This is a genomic window from Hansschlegelia zhihuaiae, assembly GCF_004103825.1.
Classification (GTDB): domain Bacteria; phylum Pseudomonadota; class Alphaproteobacteria; order Rhizobiales; family Methylopilaceae; genus Methylopila; species Methylopila zhihuaiae.
Map to the genome: position 1 here is coordinate 67115 of NZ_RYFI01000008.1, position 16647 is coordinate 83761.

The following is a 16647-nucleotide window of genomic DNA, read 5'->3' on the forward strand; positions in this document are numbered from 1 at the left end:
GGCTCGAGCGCATGGCCGAGGAGCTCTCCGAGGGCACGCGACGGGAATAGGTCCGCGAAGGATCGCGCAAACGCCACTGGCGCGGCGCACGTCGCTCGCCTATCTTGTTCCGGCGGTGCTGCGGGGTGCGTCAGGACAAATTGAATCCCCGGGCCCTTACGATTCCGAACGGGAGCTGTCCCTGGCCTCGACCGTGGTCTTGGCCAAAACGGCGCCCACCTACTCTGTAGGTGTCCCGGGATCGAACCGTCCAACGGCCATCGTGGCTCCGCGCTCTGTTTCTCGTCCATGACCCAGCCTTCAGCTCCGCCTGCCGACATCGCCGCCCGCAAGGCGGCGATCCGCAAGGCGACGCTTGGCGCGCGCGCGCTGATCGACGCGGCGACGCGGCTCGAGGCGGGCCGGTCGATCGCCGCGTTCGGCGGCGAGATCGTGGCGCGCGAGAAGCCGGTCCGGGTCTCGCTCTTCGTCTCGGTGAAGGGCGAGATCGACACCGGCCCGTTGGCGGAAAAGCTCGCTCGGGCGGGGGTGCCGCTTTGCCTGCCGGTGATCGTGAAAAAGGGCGAGCCGCTGGTCTTCCGCGACTGGCGGCCGGGCGGCCCGCTCGACGATCGGCCGTTCGGCCTGAAGGAGCCGCCCGAAAGCGCCGCGGAGGTCGTTCCCGATCTGCTCTTCGTGCCGCTCGCCGCCTTCGACTCGGCGGGAGCGCGGTTGGGCTACGGCGGCGGCTTTTACGACCGCACGCTGCTGAAGCTGCGGGCCGTTGGGCCGGCCATGGCGATAGGTCTCGCCTTCGCGGCCCAGGAGGTCGACAAGGTCCCGACGGTGGGCCACGACGTCACGCTCGACGGCGTGTTGACCGAGAAGGGACTGCGTCGAACCGGCGCCGCCTGACGGGCGAAGACGCCGCGGCGCCCAAGAACCAATTCACGTCCTCGGCGTTCATGAAGGCCGAGCCCAGATGACCGGGTTCGCGGGGCCAGTCATGTCCGGGAGGTTCGCCGTGGGCCGTCTGTTCGTCGTCGTCTCGCTCATCGTCAGCACCATCGCGCTCAGCGCCTGCGCCAACACCGTGCGCGGCGTGCGCAACGACATCAGCGCGACCGGAAAGGCCGCGACCGGACGGTGACGATCGGCTGAGCCTTCGATAGAGACGTCGGGGCGTTCGCGCCTAACGCTCCGGCGCCGCTTCGAGGGATCTTATGCGTCTGCTGTTTCTTGGTGATGTGGTCGGCCGCGCCGGCCGCGCGGTCGTGATCGAAAAGCTTCCGGCCCTGCGGGAGCGCTGGGAGCTCGATCTCGTCGTGATCAACGGTGAGAACGCCGCCGGCGGCTTCGGCATCACCGAGCAGATCTACGAGGATCTGCTCGACGCCGGCTGCGACGCCGTCACGCTCGGCAACCATTCCTTCGACCAGCGCGAGGCGCTGGTGTTCATCGAGCGCGCCGAGCGACTGATCCGCCCGGTCAACTTTCCGAAGGGCACCCCCGGCCGGGGGGCAGCGCTGATCGAGGCGCGCAACGGCGCGCGGGTGCTGGTCGTCAACGTCATGGGTCAGGTCTACATGGGACCGGCGCTCGACGATCCGTTCCGCGCCGCGGAGGCGGAGCTCGAGGCCTGCCCGCTCGGCCATGGCTGCGACGCCGCGATCGTCGACTTCCACGCCGAGGCGACGAGCGAGAAGCAGGCCTTCGGCCATTTCGCGGACGGAAGGGCGAGCCTCGTGGTCGGCACCCACACCCATACGCCGACCTCCGACCATCGCATCCTGGCGGGCGGCACCGCCTATATGTCGGACGCCGGCATGTGCGGCGACTACGACAGCGTGCTCGGCATGAAGAAGGACGAGCCCGTCCACCGCTTCCTGGCGAAGCTCCCGTCGGGCCGCTTCGAGCCTTCGGACGGGGAGGGGACGCTGTCGGGACTCGCGGTGGAATTGGATGAGCGCGGGCTCGCGGCGCGAGTGGCGCCGGTGCGGATCGGCGGCGCCCTGAGCGAGGCGCGCCCGGAGTTCTGGGAAGGCTGAAGACACCGCTTAGGTTGCAAAATTCTAGCGTACGCCTCATTCTAGAAGGGTCAAAAATACAATCTGAATAGCATGGTGGGGAGGGCGCTAAATGAAAGTCGTATCCGTCATCAACTATAAAGGCGGCGTTGGAAAGACCACAGTAACGTGGAACATTGCAGGGGAGCTGGCTTTCAGAAATTATAAGGTTTTAGCAATAGATCTCGATCCACAGACAAACTTAACATTTTCATTCATACGGCCAGAGGATTGGCAAAAATCCTTTGCTGATAGCAAGACGATTAAACAATCGTTCGACGCACTATTGTCGAACGACGATTTTGATGTTAATAATCTTATCTATACACCCAATAGAGTTAAAGTAAAATTGAATGGCTCTGGTAAGCTCGACATCATTAGTTCTCATTTGGGATTAATAAATGTTGATTTAGAGTTGGCGACGCTGCTATCTGGCGCAAGTTTAAAGCAATCAAAGAAAAATTTTATTAAGGTACATCGGCGACTGAGGGATAATATTCAGGATATAAATAACGATGATTATGACATTATTCTAATTGATTGTCCTCCAAATTTTAATATTGTTACAAAGACCGCGATAGTGGCGAGTGATTTTGTGTTGGTTCCCACAAGGCCAGATTTTTTGAGTACACTTGGAATTGATTACTTAATACGAAATTTGTCAGATCTGGTTAGAGATTATAATGATTACGCTAAGGAGGGTGACGATCATGTGGAGGAAATTAATCCTGCAACAATAGGTGTCGTATTTAATATGATACAAGAGAGGTCGGGTCAGCCGATCCAAGCGCAGAACACTTACATTCAGCAGATCCGAAGGCAGAGCGGATTGTATGTGTTCGAAAGGTATATCAAGAGGAATGACACATTGTTCGCCGGTGCGCCGGAAACTGGGATACCCGTGGTTCTAAACCAGCAAAGTTCAGGAACGTATAAATCTGTAGTCAACAGTCTTGAAGATGTTGTTGATGAATTCATTGATCAAGTTGGCATATGAGGTCTGAGATGGCCAACAGGTCGCAAAAATTAACACAGTTGATCAAACAAGTTGCAGAACTAATGGAGAGCGGCTCTATCGATGATGTTGACAGTGTTAATCAGCATCTGAAGAATGTACTGAAAGAAAATAGAAAATCATTGAAAGGGCCCGGAGTGCAAGGCGGCATGCAGGCTCGCATGGACTTAGAGCAGTCGCACAAGACCACAGAACGATTGACGTCTGAGCACCTTGATCAAATCATTGAACGGTTTCGTGCATACGAAACCAGAGATGATCTTAAATTATACATAAATAAGACCGTGGAGAGAAAGGCAGAATTGGAAAGTATCGCTCGGCGATTGAGGTTGCCTATGACGAAATCGGATGACGTTGAGGTTTTGGTGGAAAAGATTATTGATGCGACAATTGGATATAAGCTTAGGTCCCGTGCAATAAGAGGTGATTAATGTAGTTTTATTATTCTGTATCCGTGTAAATATATTTAGTCTCCTGCTATGACTAGACGGCCAAGTCTTGTGAGCTTGAAGTGCCTTCGCAAAGTGCGTGAATTGTGGCAAGCAATTGAAACAAATCGATCGGCCATTTCATTTGTGGCGCGTAATACTAAAGAATGGGGGACTCCGAAGACTTTAGAGAAGGAGCGCGTATCGCTAGCGACGCCCTCGTCGACCGCGAGCAAGATCGCGGCGTCGAGCGGGGCGAGGCCGAGGCGGACGGCGAGCGCGTCGACGCGCGCCAGGAAGGCCTCGGCCTCCGTCACGCGGCTTCCCTCGGCCGGAAGGTCACGGGCGTCGACTTCGACAAGGGCGTGTCGGACTGCTCCCCGGCGCGCGAGAACGGCACCACGGCGTTGAGTTCGGGGTAGTAGCCGGCCACGCAGCCGCGCGGGATGTCGTAGGCGACGAGCCGGAAGTCCTCCGCCACCCGCGAGCGGCCGTCCTCATGCGTCCCGACGACGTCGACCCGGGCGTTCGGCGCCGCGCCGATCGCCGCGATGTCGTCCGGATGCATGAACACGACGCGGCGCTCGCCATAGACGCCGCGATAGCGGTCGTCGAGGCCGTAGATCGTGGTGTTGTACTGGTCGTGGCTGCGGAAGGTCTGCAGCACGAACTCTCCGGAACGCCTGCGCGCCGCCTGGTGCTCGATCTCGAGCGGCAGGGGGGCGGCCGAGAACTCGGCGCGGCCGGACGGCGTCTCCCAGACGCGCTCGGCCGCGGCGTTGCGCAGGCGAAACCCGCGCGGCTGGCGCACGCGGACGTTGAAGTCCTCGAAGCCCGGAATGACGCGGGCGATACGGTCGCGGATCAGGTCGTGGTCCTCGGCCATCGCGGCCCAGCCGAGGCTCTTGCCGAGCGTCGCCTCCGCCATCCCCGCGATGATCGCGACCTCGGATTTGAGATGCGGCGAGGCCGGCTTGTTGATGCCGCCGGAGCCGTGGACCATCGACATCGAGTCCTCGACGGTCACGATCTGGCTCTTGCCGGCGGCGTTGCGGTCGATCTCGGTGCGGCCGAGGCAGGGCAGCAGATAGGCGACCTCGCCGACCGCCATGTGGCCGAGATTGGGCTTGGTGGCGATCTGCACGGTCAGCCGGCAGCGGCGGAGCGCTTCCGTGACCAACGCGGTGTCGGGGGTCGCGCGGGCGAAATTGCCGCCGAGCCCAATGAAGGCCTTCGACCGGCCCTCCGCCATCGCCTTGATCGCCGCCACCACGTTGTGGCCGGGGGCGCGGGGAACCGCGATGCCGAACTCCCGGTCGAGATTGTCGAGCAGCCAGGCGGGCGGGTTCTCGTTGATGCCGACCGTGCGGTCGCCCTGCACGTTGGAATGGCCGCGCACCGGGCAGAGGCCGGCGCCGGGCCGGCCGATATGGCCGCGCAGCAGCAGCAGGTTCGCGATCTCGCGCACGGTCGCGACCGAATGCTTGTGCTGGGTCACGCCCATCGCCCAGGTGGCGATGACGCGCTCGGCGCCGAGATAGATCTCGGCGAGCGCCTCGATCTCGGCGCGGTCGAGGCCCGACTGGTCCTCGATCGCGTCCCAGCCCGCCGCCTCGACCTCCGCGCGCCAGGCCTCAAGGCCGGTCGTGTGCTCGGCGATGAAGGCGTCGTCGAGCAGGCCCGGCCCGCCTTCGGCGCGGTCGGCGGCGTCGCGCGCGAACACGATTTTCGCCATGCCGCGGATCGCCGCCATGTCGCCGCCGAGTTTCGGCTGGGCGTAATGGCTCGCGACCGGGCGGGAGCCGCCGCGCAGCATCTCGATCTTGTCCTGCGGGTCGGCGAAGCGCTCCAGGCCGCGCTCGCGCACCGGATTGAGCGCCACAACCTTGGCCCCGCGCTGGGCCGCGCGGCGGAGGTCGCCCAGCATGCGCGGATGGTTGGTGGCCGGGTTCTGTCCGATCACGAAGATCGCGTCGGCGAGCTCGAAATCCTCGAGCTCGACCGTGCCCTTGCCGATGCCGATCGACTGAATGAGGCCGATGCCGCTCGCCTCGTGGCACATGTTCGAGCAGTCGGGAAAATTGTTGGTCCCGAAGGCGCGGGCGAACAGCTGGTAGAGAAAGGCTGCCTCGTTCGAGGCGCGGCCGGAGGTGTAAAACTCGGCCTCGTCGGGGCTCGAAAGCGCGTTGAGCTCGCGGCCGATCTCGGCGAAGGCCTGGTACCAGCCGACCGCGATGAACCGGTTGCTCGCCGGGTCGTAGCGCATCGGCTGGGTGAGGCGGCCGACATTCTCGAGGTCGTAGTCGGTCCAGCCTCTGAGCTCAGTCACGGTGTGGCGGGCGAAGAAGGTCGGCGCGGCGCGCTTCTCAGTCGCCTCCCAGGCGACCGCCTTCACGCCGTTCTCGCAAAACTCGAAGGAGGAGCCGTGCTCGGGATCGCCCCAGGCGCAGCCGGGGCAGTCGAAACCGTCCGGCTGGTTGGCGCTGAGCATCGCCTTCGCGCCGGCCAGCGCCGACCCGCTCGCCAGCAGATGTTTTCCGCAACTGCGAAGGGCACCCCAGCCGCCGGCGGCCTTGGATTTCTTCAGAGGCGAAGCCGCATCGCTCATAGAAAATCTCAATCAACTATGGACGCGACACATGCGCCGCGACGGAAGAAAAGTGCGGTCGGAATGGCCGGCATGCAATGAAAATGAGTGATCTGCGCCGCTGATGCAGCGATCGATTTCGCCTATTGACACTTGAAAAGTGGAATTGGATCAAGCCGAGCTTGATAAGCTATTCCGATCATTTTCTTGGCGAGAGGCTCGCTTTCGCCTTTCGATCGGCGCGGCTCGGACGGCTGCGAGTTCGAGTCTGATATCGCATTGCAGCATGGGGCCTCTGCGCATTCCGCATGACCCGGGGCCGCCTTCGTCAGGCGGCGCAAGCGTTTGGCGCCGCTTCCTTTCGCAGGCGCTCGGCTCTATAAGGCCGGCTTTCCAGACAGCGGACGTCCCGCCGCGCGCGCCGAAGCAGCGACCCGGGGGCGTCCGGAGCAGCCGGAGCCCCGCCCCGTGGCCGGACATTCGCAGTTCAAGAACATCATGCACCGCAAGGGCCGCCAGGACGCGGTCCGGGCGAAGCTCTTCTCGAAGCTCGCGCGCGAGATCACGGTGGCGGCCAAGTCCGGGATGCCGGACCCGGACATGAACCCGCGGCTGCGCCTCGCGGTGAACGCCGCCAAGGCGCAGTCCATGCCGAAGGACAACATCCAGCGCGCGATCAACAAGGCGGCGGGCGGCGACACCGAGAACTATGAGGAGGTGCGCTACGAGGGCTACGGCCCCGGCGGCGTCGCCATCATCGTCGAGGCGCTGACCGACAACCGCAACCGCACCGCCTCGGCCGTCCGCTCCTACTTCACGAAGTCCGGCGGCGCGCTCGGCGAGACCGGCTCGGTCGGCTTCATGTTCAACCGCGTGGGCGAGATCGTCTATCCGGCGAAGGCGGGCTCCGCCGACCAGGTGCTGGAGGCCGCGATCGAGGCCGGCGCGGAAGACGTCGAGTCGTCCGAGGAAAACCACGTCGTCACCTGCGCCTTCGAGGATCTGAACGAGGTGTCGAAGGCGCTCGAGGCGTCGCTCGGCGAGGCCGAGAGCGCCAAGGCTGTCTGGCGGCCCAACGTCACGACCGCGCTCGACGAGGACAAGGCCGCATCGCTGATGAAGCTGCTCGACGCGCTCGACGAGGACGACGACGTCCAGAACGTCCACGGCAATTACGAGATCTCCGACGAGGTTATGGCGAAGCTCTGAGGCGCGGGGTCTGCGCGCTACCGCCAGATCCCGTCCCACACCGGAGCCGACAGCGCGGCCGCCAGCAGGATCACGGCATAGGCCGCGCGGCGGTAACCGGCGTCCGTCGCGCCGACGAAGCGCCTCGCGCCGAGAAAGATGCCGAGTCCATAGGCCGGCCCGAGCCAGAGCGCGAGCCGCGCCACCTCTGCGGTCAGCAGGCCGGCCCAGAGCAGCGACGCGAAGGTTGCGGCCGACACCACCGCAAACAGCGCGATCATGTTGGCGCGGATCGTTGCGCGCTCGCCGGGGCCCGCCAGCCAGTAGGCGGCGACCGGCGCCCCCGAGATCTGGGCGGAGCCGCCGAGCACCCCCGCCACGACCCCGACCCCGAGCGTCGCGGCCATATGCGGGCGGCCTTGATAACGCATGCCGCTCGCGAGCAGCGCGAGAGTAGCCGTGACCGCGATGGCGATCGCCCATCGCAGAACGACCGGATCGACCACCACCAGGGCGTAGACGCCGACCGGCGTGAAGGCCGCGGTGGCGAGCGCCATGGGCGCGACCTCGGGCCAGTGGCAGCGCCTGAACGCGCGCAGCGCCATCGGGAACATCAGAGCGGCGTCGATGAGGCAGAACACCGGCGTCGCCCGCGCCGGATCGTAGAGCGCCGAGATCAGCGGCACGAAGATCAGCGCGCTGCCGAAGCCCGAAAAGCCGCGCACGACTCCCGAGAGCAGCGCGATGGCGACGGCGAGGCCAAGCGTGGAATCGACGACGGACTGAAGCACGCGCGGATGTAGCACCGCGCGGCCCGCCGCGATCGAGCTTTTTTGCAGTCTTGCGCCGCCATTTCCGCGGCGTCGCGCGTCGCTTCGTCCAATCGCCATCGCGCGCGTCCTGGGCGAGGAGCAGCGCCATGACAGCCTGCGGCCTCGACTTCGGAACATCCAACACAACGCTCGGCGTGATCGACGCCGGCCGGCCTCTGCTCGCGCGGCTGGAAGGCGAGGAGACCACGATCCCGAGCGCGATCTTCTTCGCGCCGCGAGCCGCGCCCAAGGTCGGACGCGCGGCGATGTCGGCCTATCTCGACGGCGAGGCCGGCCGGCTGATGCGCAGCCTGAAATCGGTGCTCGGAACCTCGCTGATCGACGAGGCCACCCAGGTCGGGCTCGAGCGGGTCAAGTTCCGTGAGGTCATCGCCCGCTACCTCGCGATCGTGAAGCGCCGCGCCGAGGCCGCGACCGGCCGGCAGATCGATGCGGTGGTGCATGGCCGCCCGGTCCATTTCGTCGACGGCGACGACGAGGCCGACGCCCGCGCGGAGGAGACGCTGCGCGGCATCGCGCTCTCGGTCGGCTTCCGCGAGGTGTCGTTCCAGCTCGAGCCCGTGGCGGCCGCCCTCGACTATGAGCGCGGCGTCGCCCGCGAGGAGCTTGCGCTCATCGCCGACATCGGCGGCGGTACGTCGGACTTTTCCGTCGTGCGCATCGGTCCCGGCCGGCGCAGGCGAGAGGACCGTCGCGGCGACGTGCTGGCGAATGAAGGCGTGCGGGTCGGCGGCGTCGACTTCGACCGGCGGCTGAGCCTCGGCTCGGTCATGCCGCTGTTCGGCCTCGGCTCGCCGATGAAGCGGCGCGAGCTCGAGGCGCCCTCGGTCTATTTCCACGACCTCGCCACCTGGTCGAGCATCAATCGGCTCTATGACGGCCGCGCGCTCCGCCAGATCCGCGAGGTGCGCCGGGAGGCCGCGCGGCCCGAGCTCATCGACCGGCTGATCCGCGCGGTCGAGGACGAGCGCGGCCACGGCCTCGCGGCGGCCGTCGAAAGCGCCAAGATCCGGGTGTCGGACGGCGAGGAGACGGAGATCGCGCTCGACTGGGCGGATGCCGGCCTGAAGGCGTCGATCCGCCGAGAGGCGTTCGAGCGCCACACCGCGGCGCTCGCCGGCAGGATCGCCGAGCGCATCCGCCGCTGCCTCGCCGCCGCGGGACTTGAGGCCGACAGGATCGACGCCGTGTTCCTGACCGGCGGCTCGACCCGCATCCCGCATGTCCGCGCGGCGATTCTTGGCGAGGTCCCGGACGCCAAGGTCGTCGAGGGCGACATCTTCGGCGCGGTGGGAACCGGGCTCACCATCGAGGCCGCCCGCCGCTACGGGTGAGGCGGCCGAACGCGCCGTCCGTTCCGCTTGTGTTCCGTCAAGGATTGGCCGCTAGTCTGGCCCGGATGAGCACGCTCCCGATTCGCATCCTCGGCGTCGATCCGGGCCTCCGCCGCACCGGCTGGGGCGTGGTCGCGTCCGAGGGGACGCGCCTGTCGTTCCTGGCCGCTGGCGTGATCGCGCCGCCGGAGACGCTGCCGCTCGGCCAACGGCTCGCGGCGCTCCACGCCGCGCTGACGGCGGTGATCGTCGAGCATGCGCCGCACGAGGCGGCGGTCGAGGAGACCTTCGTCAACGCCAACGCCCGGGCCACGCTGAAGCTCGGACAGGCGCGGGGCGTCGCCATGCTGGTTCCGGCGCTCGCTGGGCTCGACGTCGCCGAATACGCCCCGAACCTCGTGAAGAAGACTGTGGTCGGCGCGGGCCACGCCGAGAAGCGCCAGATCCAGGCGATGATCGCAGTCCTGCTGCCGAGCGCGCGGGTCGCGGGCGCCGACGCCGCGGACGCGCTCGCGATCGCGATCTGCCACGCTCAGCACCGCGGCGTCCGCGCCCTCGCGCTCAAGGTCTCGGCATGATCGGCAAGCTCACCGGCGTCGTCGACTCGGTCGGATCTGACTGGGTCATCCTCGACGTCGGCGGCGTCGGCTATGTCGTGCACTGCTCTTCAAAGACGCTGTCGCGGCTGCCGAACGCCGGCGAGACCGCGCGGCTCTCAATCGAGACCCATGTGCGCGAGGATCGCATCCAGCTGTTCGGCTTCATGGCCGATCTCGAGCGTGAATGGTTCCGCCTGCTCAACACTGTTCAAGGCGTCGGGACCAAGGTGGCGCTCGCGATCTTGTCGACCCTCGACGCGTCCGACCTCGCGACCGCGATCGCGCTTCAGGACAAGGTCGCGATCGCGCGAGCCCAGGGCGTCGGCCCCAAGGTCGCGGCGCGCATCGCGGCGGAGCTTCGGGACAAAGCCCCGCTGTTCGCCGACGTCGATCCCGGAACCGCTCGGCTGGCGGGCGAGGTCGCCGAGGCGAAAGGGCAGACGAGCCCCGTGCGTGACGCCGTCTCGGCGCTCGTCAATCTGGGCTACGCCGCGCCGCAGGCGAGCGCCGCCGTCGCGGCCGCCGCCCGCGCGCTGGACAAGGACGCGACGACCGAGAAGCTGATCCGCGGCGGGCTGAAGGAGCTCGCGAAATCCTAGGCGCGGGCCGGAAGCAGTCGCTTCCAGAACGGTTTTCGGGTCGCCCTGTCGACGACCTCGCGGGCGAGGTCGTCGATCTCCGCCCGCTCCGCCGCCGATGCCGCTCCGATGTCGAAGACGTTGCGGGGCCGGCGCGTCGGCGGCACGCGCTCGCGCCAGCCGACGCCCCATACCGACCGTGCGAGCCTTTCATCCGCCTTGGCGTAGGCCGCCTCGAGCCGCCCGGCGGTCTCTTCGTCCGGCCCGAAGAACGCCTTCTCGGTCCAGCCGCGCGCTCTAACCCCTTCTTTGAAGACGCGCGCCAGATGCGGATGCTCGTCGGGGTCGATCCCGCGCTCGGCAAGCGCGCGGCCGACCACGAGGCTGGCGGCGATCGCGCGCGAGCCCGGCGTCTCGTTGCGGTAGGGCGCGCCGTCGAAGCCCGAGACGTCGAGATCGCCGCAAGCGATCTCGCCGCAGAACGCCTCGACCAGCCGCCCCTCGGCGACCTCGTTGAGGGGGCGCACGACGAAGTCGACGCCTTCGGTCTCGAGGATGTGGCGGAACATCCGCCAGTAGGAATAGCGCGGCGGGGGAGAGGCGACGAGCCGCGCGGCCCAGACGTCGAACTCCTCCGTCAGCCGGAGCTTTTTGGCCTGCTGGGTGTAGGCGGCGTTCAGATAGCCGACATGGTCGCGCACATAGGCGATGAGCTTCGGCCGGACGCCCCGCCGTTCGAAGAGGCCGAGCATGAAGGCGAGCTGGTCGGCGTCATTGAGATGGTTGCAGAACTGCTCGCGCGAGACGCAGATGTGGCTGTCCGTTTCCTTGAGACGCCTGTCCAGCCACCGCCAGGGCGCGCTCTGGGGACGTTCCGGATCGCGCTCGATGCTGAGCGCGCCGGTGAGGGCGAGCGGGCCCGTGACCACGTCGCCATGTCCGAAGTCGCAGACCTCGACGCCGCGCTTGAGCAGCGCGTCACGATAAACGCCCAGAAACCCCTGGATCGTTTTGCTGCCGGCCTTCGGCGCGCCGATGTGGAGATAGGCGCGGCGCGTCGAGGCCGGGGGCGGAGTGTCCTGCATCGCTTCATCCGGTTTGCAGAGGACCGGCGAACCCTTATCACGGGCGACGAGCGCCTCCGAGATCGATCGGCCCGATGACCGCAAGCCCCATCCGCGACCCGGACGTCCGCGATGACGAGCTCGACGCCTCGATTCGCCCCAAGACGCTCGCCGACTTCACCGGGCAGAAACAGGCGCGCGAGAACCTCGCTGTGTTCATTCAGGCGGCGCGCGCCCGCGGCGAGGCGCTCGACCATGTGCTGCTCGCCGGCCCCCCGGGCCTTGGCAAGACGACGCTCGCCCAGATCGTGGCGCGCGAGCTCGGCGTCGGCTTCCGCGCGACCTCGGGCCCCGTGATCGCCAAGGCCGGCGATCTGGCTGCGCTGCTCACCAATCTCGAGGAGCGCGACGTCCTCTTCATCGACGAGATCCACCGGCTCAACCCGGCCGTCGAGGAGATCCTCTATCCGGCGATGGAGGATTTTCAGCTCGACCTGATCATCGGCGAGGGGCCGGCGGCGCGTTCGGTCCGGATCGACCTTTCGAAATTCACCCTGATCGGCGCGACCACGCGGGCGGGGCTGCTGACCACCCCCTTGCGCGACCGGTTCGGCATCCCGGTCAGGCTCAATTTCTACACGGTCGAGGAGCTCGAGCTGATCGTGGCGCGCGGCGCCCGCGTGCTCGGCCTGCCGATGGCGGCCGAGGGCGCGCGAGAAATCGCGCGCCGCGCGCGCGGCACGCCGCGAATTGCGGGGCGGCTGCTGAGGCGCGTGCGCGATTTCGCCTCCGTCTCGGGCGAGCCCGAGGTGACGCGCGCCTCCGCCGACCGCGCGCTGAGGCTGCTCGACGTCGACGATCTCGGCCTCGACGCCATGGACCGACGCTATCTTTCGGCGATCGCCGAGAACTATGGCGGCGGCCCGGTCGGCGTCGAGACGATGGCCGCCGCGCTCTCCGAACCACGGGACGCCATCGAGGAGATCATCGAGCCTTATCTGCTGCAGCAGGGCTTCCTTCAGCGCACGCCGCGGGGTCGCGTTTTGACGCAGCGCGCCTACCGGCATCTCGGCCTTGCGACGCCGCCGAACGCCGCCCAGATGCCGCTCTTCGAGGGGGAAGAGGACTGATTCTTTGATCGCCAACGTGACCGACGGCCTCGGCGGCCGCATGGAGGGCGTGCGCCACGTGCTCACGCTGAGGATCTATTACGAGGACACCGACTTCTCGGGCTTCGTCTACCATGCGAGCTATCTGCGCTTCCTCGAACGCGCACGCACCGAGATCCTCAGGGCGATCGACTTCGACCACCGTCGTCTGTGGGAGGAAAAGCGCGAGGGCTTCGTCGTGCGCCGGATGACGATCGACTATCTGAAGCCCGCCCAGATGGACGACGTGATCGCCGTCACGACCCAGGCGGAGGATGTGAAGGCGGCGTCGCTCGTGCTTCGGCAGGTGGTCACGCGCGGCGGCGACATGCTGGTCGCCGCGACCGCGCAATGCGCTTATCTGCGCGCCGGCCGCCCGGCCCGGATGCCTGAGCGCATGCGCCGCGAGATGCTGCGGACCGAGTGAGCTCCTAGAGCCCGTCGGATAAGTTGGTCGACGGTCGAAGGCGGGTCGTCATGCCGGGCGAAGTCCCGGCATCCATTTCCGCCACCGTCGCCGAACTCATCGAAACGCAGAGGAAATGGGTTCCGGGCCTTCGCCCGGAACGACGGCGTCAAAGCTCAAAGCCGACTCGAAGCGGCTTTCCGGACGGGCTCTTGGAGGCAGGACCGCTCGGACCGAGGCGCGGCCGTCATGCCCGGACTTGATCCGGGCATCGATCGTCTTTCGCGGAGAGACCGATCGTCGGGCCGAGGCCGTCGATGATGCGGCCGTCGCCGTTCGGCAAGTCGGATGCGCTCGGCCCTCAGCCGCGGCGCGCCCGTGCGAGCATCACGCGGAACGAGCGTGAGTCCGGGTCGAGCACCGCCATGAAGACGGTCGAGTTGCAGAGGTTCTTGCGGCGAACGATCGCGATGATCACGCCCCAGAGCCCGCCAGACGACACCACCGGGCCGCCGCTGTCGCCGCGGCAGATCGCGCCCGCTGCAGCGCCGAGCGCGACCGCGGTCGGGCCGGCGGTCACGACCTCCGCCGACACCCGCGCGACGCGGAGCTGCCCGCCCGAGCCCTCGTCTGAAGCGACGCGCAAGCCGGCGCCGAACAGGACCGAGCGCGCCTTGGCGGCCTCGAGCGGCTGGCGCGCCAGCGCGATCGGCTTGCGGTCGCGGGGCGCGGGCTCGGCGAGCTTGAGGACCGCGAGGTCCGCGCCGAGAAGCTCCGGTTTCGGATCGTCGGCCGAGGCGCGGCCCGCATAATCCGGATGAATCGCGCCCGACGCCACCTGGATGGTGTGGGAGACGCGGTTGTAGCGGTCGAAGAACTGCGCCACCACGAGGCTCGGGCCGCCAAGGTCGCTGAGGCAGTGGCCGGCGGTCAGCACGAGCTGTGGGTCGATCAGGACGCCGGTGCAGTTGCCGACCTGCGCGCGGTTGCGGCCCGAGGGCGTCAGCGCGGTGATGAACACCGTCGCCCGGGCGACCCGATCGCCGGTCCGTGCGGCCGATCCGCCGACCAGCGCCGCCGCAGGCGTCGCGGCCACGACCAGGAGCCCGATCGCCGCGACGAGCCGGCGCAAACTCGAATGCATCGAGAGACATCCTGCGTTCAGCCGCTGGCGCGGCGGAGCCTCGACGAGGCAGGGAGCCGCACCATGGCACGGCGCCGGCTGACCGTAAGGTCTCCAAATGAGGTCGCAGGGACGTGGCGCGCCGCCTGTGTCCGTCAAGCGACAACCACGCGGCTAGCGGCCGAGCCCTGCGCGCATCCGCCGAAACTCCTCGGACGCCGGATCGACCGGGGTGATCGCGATGCGGGGCCCGCAGCCGCCGCGCGGCTTGAGCACTGCGGCGACCACGCCCCACAGCCGGCCGTCCGTCCCGACCGCCGGTCCTCCGCTGTCGCCGCCGCAGACCGTCTTGTCCGCGCTGGCGAAGACCACGCGCGCTCCCGACCCCGTCGAGGCGCGGACGGAGGCGAGGGCGACGCGCTTCATCGCGCCCGAACGGCTGGCAGGTCCGGCGCCGCCGGTTCCGGCCGCTCCGCCAGTCGCTCCCGCCAGCGTGCCGAAGCCGAGCGGCGCTGCGCCCGGGACAGGCGCGGAGAGGCGGATGAGCGCGAGGTCGGAGGCGATCTCGCGCTGGCGGGTCTCCGGATCGCCGGGCGTCTTGCGCCATCCGACCACATGGGAGGGGTGGCGCGAGAAGGCCGCTGCGATAATCGGTTGCGGGGCGGGCTTGCCGTCGCGATAGGCGAACACCGCGACCCGCGACGGGTCGGACGCGCCGTCGAGGCAGTGGCCGGAGGTCAGCACGAGGTCCGGTTCGATCAGAGCGCCGCTGCAGTCCTGGACGCGGGCGCGCCCGCCGCCGATCAGCTCGACCGCCTGCACCGCGACGGCCGCAGCCGCGGCCGCGTCGGCCGGATCGGCGCGCGCCGCCCCCACGGCCGCGAGCCATGCGACGACAAACGCCGGCGCCGCCCGGCGGATCGTCGAAGTGTCGCGGATGAGTGACAGGTCGGCCATCGTAACGCCGTCTTAACCTTGACAGTCCATGAACGGGAGAGCCCTGCGGGATCGGGTCGAAGTTTCAACACAGTTGCGCGCCAAAGGCGCGGTCGTTCCGAGCCTTGGGGTCGAAGGACGCGCGCCGGGCGGCCGGTCGCCTGCGCCCCGACGGCGCGGCCGCGGCGACCAAGGCCCGCGCAGACTGGAGACGACCAGACGATGCCCACGCCCGACATGTCGCTCTGGGGCCTGTTCCTCCAGGCCGCGCTCGTGGTCAAGCTGGTCATGCTCGGCCTGCTCGCGGCTTCGGTCTGGTGCTGGGCCATCGTCATCGACAAGCAGCTGCTGTTCTCGCGCACCAAGCGCAACATGGACAAGTTCGAGAAGATCTTCTGGTCCGGCCAGAGCCTCGAGGAGCTCTACCGTTCGCTGCTCAACCGGCCGAACTCGGCGATGGCGGCGCTGTTCGTGGCCGCGATGCGGGAATGGAAGCGCTCCTATGAGAGCGGCTCGCGCTCGGTCGCCGGGCTCCAGCAGCGCATCGACAAGGTGCTGGACGTGACCATCGCGCGCGAGGTCGAGCGGCTGGAATCGAAATTGCTGGTGCTTGCGACGGTGGGTTCGGCCGGCCCGTTCATCGGCTTGTTCGGCACCGTCTGGGGCATCATGACGTCGTTCCAGTCGATCGCTGCGTCCAAGAACACGTCGCTCGCGGTCGTCGCGCCGGGCATCGCCGAGGCCTTGTTCGCGACCGCGATCGGCCTGATCGCCGCGATCCCGGCGGTCATCTTCTACAACAAGTTCTCCAATCAGGTGACGCGCCAGGCGAGCCGGATGGAGGGCTTCGCCGACGAGTTCTCGGCGATCCTGTCTCGCCAGATCGACGAGCGGGGCTAAACCCAGATGGGCATGAGCTCGGGCGGCGGAGGCGGGGCTGCGCATGGCGCGCGCAGGCGCCGGCGCACGCATGTGATGTCCGAGATCAACGTGACGCCGATGGTCGACGTCATGCTGGTGCTGCTGATCATCTTCATGGTCTCGGCGCCGCTGCTCACCGTCGGCGTGCCGATCGATCTTCCGCAGACCTCGGCCAATCCTCTCAATGAAGAGAAGGAGCCGCTGACGATCACGGTGAACACCAAAGGCGAAGTCTTCTTGCAGGAGACTCCCGTCCAGGTCGAAGAGCTGGCGCCGCGCCTCATTGCCATCACGAATTCCGGCTACGACGAACGCATCTACGTTCGGGGCGATAGAAACGTGAACTACGGCCAGGTGATGAAGGTCATGGGCACGCTGTCCTCGGCGGGCTTCAAACGGGTCGCGCTCGTCACCGACCTGGAGCAGGGGAGCTGACGCCTCG

General features: G+C 67.0%; 18 protein-coding genes and 1 other RNA gene. 14 read left to right on the forward strand and 5 right to left on the reverse strand.

All coding sequences use genetic code 11. The features are described from left to right. Nucleotides 1-112 precede the first annotated feature (112 nt). The 6 genes from ssrS (at nucleotide 113) to EK403_RS09790 (ending at nucleotide 3491) form a co-directional block, all read left to right on the forward strand. A non-coding RNA gene (gene ssrS, locus EK403_RS09770) (6S RNA) lies at nucleotides 113-273 on the forward strand. 15 nt (nucleotides 274-288) lie between these two features. Continuing rightward, nucleotides 289-894 (forward strand): 5-formyltetrahydrofolate cyclo-ligase, encoded by a 606-nt coding sequence (locus EK403_RS09775; protein ID WP_128777308.1) that lies wholly within the window; start codon nucleotides 289-291, stop codon nucleotides 892-894. 109 nt (nucleotides 895-1003) lie between these two features. Beyond that, the gene (locus tag EK403_RS23600; protein WP_280986584.1) at nucleotides 1004-1129 is read left to right on the forward strand and encodes a hypothetical protein; all 126 of its coding nucleotides are present in this window, start codon (nucleotides 1004-1006) and stop codon (nucleotides 1127-1129) included. Nucleotides 1130-1202: 73 nt separating this feature from the next. After that, a complete protein-coding gene (locus tag EK403_RS09780) occupies nucleotides 1203-2027 on the forward strand; it encodes a TIGR00282 family metallophosphoesterase (protein WP_128777309.1) in 825 nt (274 codons plus the stop codon). A 91-nt stretch (nucleotides 2028-2118) separates the two neighbouring features. After that, the gene (locus tag EK403_RS09785) at nucleotides 2119-3042 is read left to right on the forward strand and encodes a ParA family protein (RefSeq protein ID WP_128777310.1); all 924 of its coding nucleotides are present in this window, start codon (nucleotides 2119-2121) and stop codon (nucleotides 3040-3042) included. An 8-nt stretch (nucleotides 3043-3050) separates the two neighbouring features. After that, entirely contained in the window at nucleotides 3051-3491 is a 441-nt protein-coding gene (locus EK403_RS09790) for a hypothetical protein (protein WP_128777311.1), read from the forward strand. Between the two features lie 310 nt (nucleotides 3492-3801). Here the strand turns inward: EK403_RS09790 and EK403_RS09795 are convergent, their stop codons facing one another. Further along, nucleotides 3802-6096 (reverse strand): FdhF/YdeP family oxidoreductase, encoded by a 2295-nt coding sequence (locus EK403_RS09795; RefSeq protein ID WP_128777312.1) that lies wholly within the window; start codon nucleotides 6094-6096, stop codon nucleotides 3802-3804. A gap of 447 nt (nucleotides 6097-6543) precedes the next feature. Here EK403_RS09795 and EK403_RS09800 point away from each other — a divergent pair, with 447 nt between their 5' ends. Beyond that, nucleotides 6544-7284, forward strand: coding sequence for a YebC/PmpR family DNA-binding transcriptional regulator (locus EK403_RS09800; RefSeq protein ID WP_128777313.1), 741 nt, complete (start codon nucleotides 6544-6546; stop codon nucleotides 7282-7284). 17 nt (nucleotides 7285-7301) lie between these two features. Here the strand turns inward: EK403_RS09800 and EK403_RS09805 are convergent, their stop codons facing one another. Then, complete coding sequence (locus EK403_RS09805) at nucleotides 7302-8054, reverse strand: sulfite exporter TauE/SafE family protein (protein WP_245479617.1); 753 nt, start codon at nucleotides 8052-8054, stop codon at nucleotides 7302-7304. A 128-nt stretch (nucleotides 8055-8182) separates the two neighbouring features. Here EK403_RS09805 and EK403_RS09810 point away from each other — a divergent pair, with 128 nt between their 5' ends. From EK403_RS09810 to ruvA, 3 genes are all read left to right on the forward strand, one after another. After that, nucleotides 8183-9430, forward strand: coding sequence for an Hsp70 family protein (locus EK403_RS09810; protein ID WP_128777315.1), 1248 nt, complete (start codon nucleotides 8183-8185; stop codon nucleotides 9428-9430). A 65-nt stretch (nucleotides 9431-9495) separates the two neighbouring features. Beyond that, on the forward strand, nucleotides 9496-10008 hold the full coding sequence (gene ruvC / locus EK403_RS09815; RefSeq protein ID WP_128777316.1) for a crossover junction endodeoxyribonuclease RuvC: 513 nt from the start codon (nucleotides 9496-9498) through the stop codon (nucleotides 10006-10008). Continuing rightward, nucleotides 10005-10628: a Holliday junction branch migration protein RuvA gene (ruvA, locus tag EK403_RS09820; RefSeq protein WP_128777317.1), complete on the forward strand. Its 624-nt coding sequence runs from the start codon at nucleotides 10005-10007 to the stop codon at nucleotides 10626-10628. Before ruvC ends, ruvA begins: the two co-directional genes overlap by 4 nt. Here the strand turns inward: ruvA and EK403_RS09825 are convergent. Further along, complete coding sequence (locus EK403_RS09825; protein ID WP_128777318.1) at nucleotides 10625-11692, reverse strand: hypothetical protein; 1068 nt, start codon at nucleotides 11690-11692, stop codon at nucleotides 10625-10627. The genes ruvA and EK403_RS09825 overlap by 4 nt on opposite strands. Nucleotides 11693-11766: 74 nt before the next feature. Here EK403_RS09825 and ruvB point away from each other — a divergent pair, with 74 nt between their 5' ends. Next, complete coding sequence (ruvB, locus tag EK403_RS09830; protein ID WP_128777319.1) at nucleotides 11767-12801, forward strand: Holliday junction branch migration DNA helicase RuvB; 1035 nt, start codon at nucleotides 11767-11769, stop codon at nucleotides 12799-12801. 4 nt (nucleotides 12802-12805) lie between these two features. Beyond that, the gene (gene ybgC / locus EK403_RS09835; RefSeq protein ID WP_245479618.1) at nucleotides 12806-13246 is read left to right on the forward strand and encodes a tol-pal system-associated acyl-CoA thioesterase; all 441 of its coding nucleotides are present in this window, start codon (nucleotides 12806-12808) and stop codon (nucleotides 13244-13246) included. A 340-nt stretch (nucleotides 13247-13586) separates the two neighbouring features. Here the strand turns inward: ybgC and EK403_RS09840 are convergent, their stop codons facing one another. Beyond that, nucleotides 13587-14369: a S1 family peptidase gene (locus EK403_RS09840; protein ID WP_128777320.1), complete on the reverse strand. Its 783-nt coding sequence runs from the start codon at nucleotides 14367-14369 to the stop codon at nucleotides 13587-13589. 153 nt (nucleotides 14370-14522) lie between these two features. Beyond that, nucleotides 14523-15305: a trypsin-like serine protease gene (locus EK403_RS09845; RefSeq protein WP_128777321.1), complete on the reverse strand. Its 783-nt coding sequence runs from the start codon at nucleotides 15303-15305 to the stop codon at nucleotides 14523-14525. A 201-nt stretch (nucleotides 15306-15506) separates the two neighbouring features. On the opposite strand from EK403_RS09845, the gene tolQ reads away from it, so the two are divergent. Both tolQ and tolR read left to right on the forward strand, forming a co-directional pair. Next, nucleotides 15507-16184, forward strand: a complete 678-nt coding sequence (gene tolQ / locus EK403_RS09850; RefSeq protein ID WP_128777322.1) for a protein TolQ — start codon at nucleotides 15507-15509, stop codon at nucleotides 16182-16184. A 6-nt stretch (nucleotides 16185-16190) separates the two neighbouring features. Continuing rightward, nucleotides 16191-16640 carry a protein TolR gene (tolR, locus tag EK403_RS09855; RefSeq protein WP_128777323.1) on the forward strand — a complete coding sequence of 150 codons (450 nt, stop codon included), beginning with the start codon at nucleotides 16191-16193 and terminating at the stop codon, nucleotides 16638-16640. Nucleotides 16641-16647 lie beyond the last annotated feature (7 nt).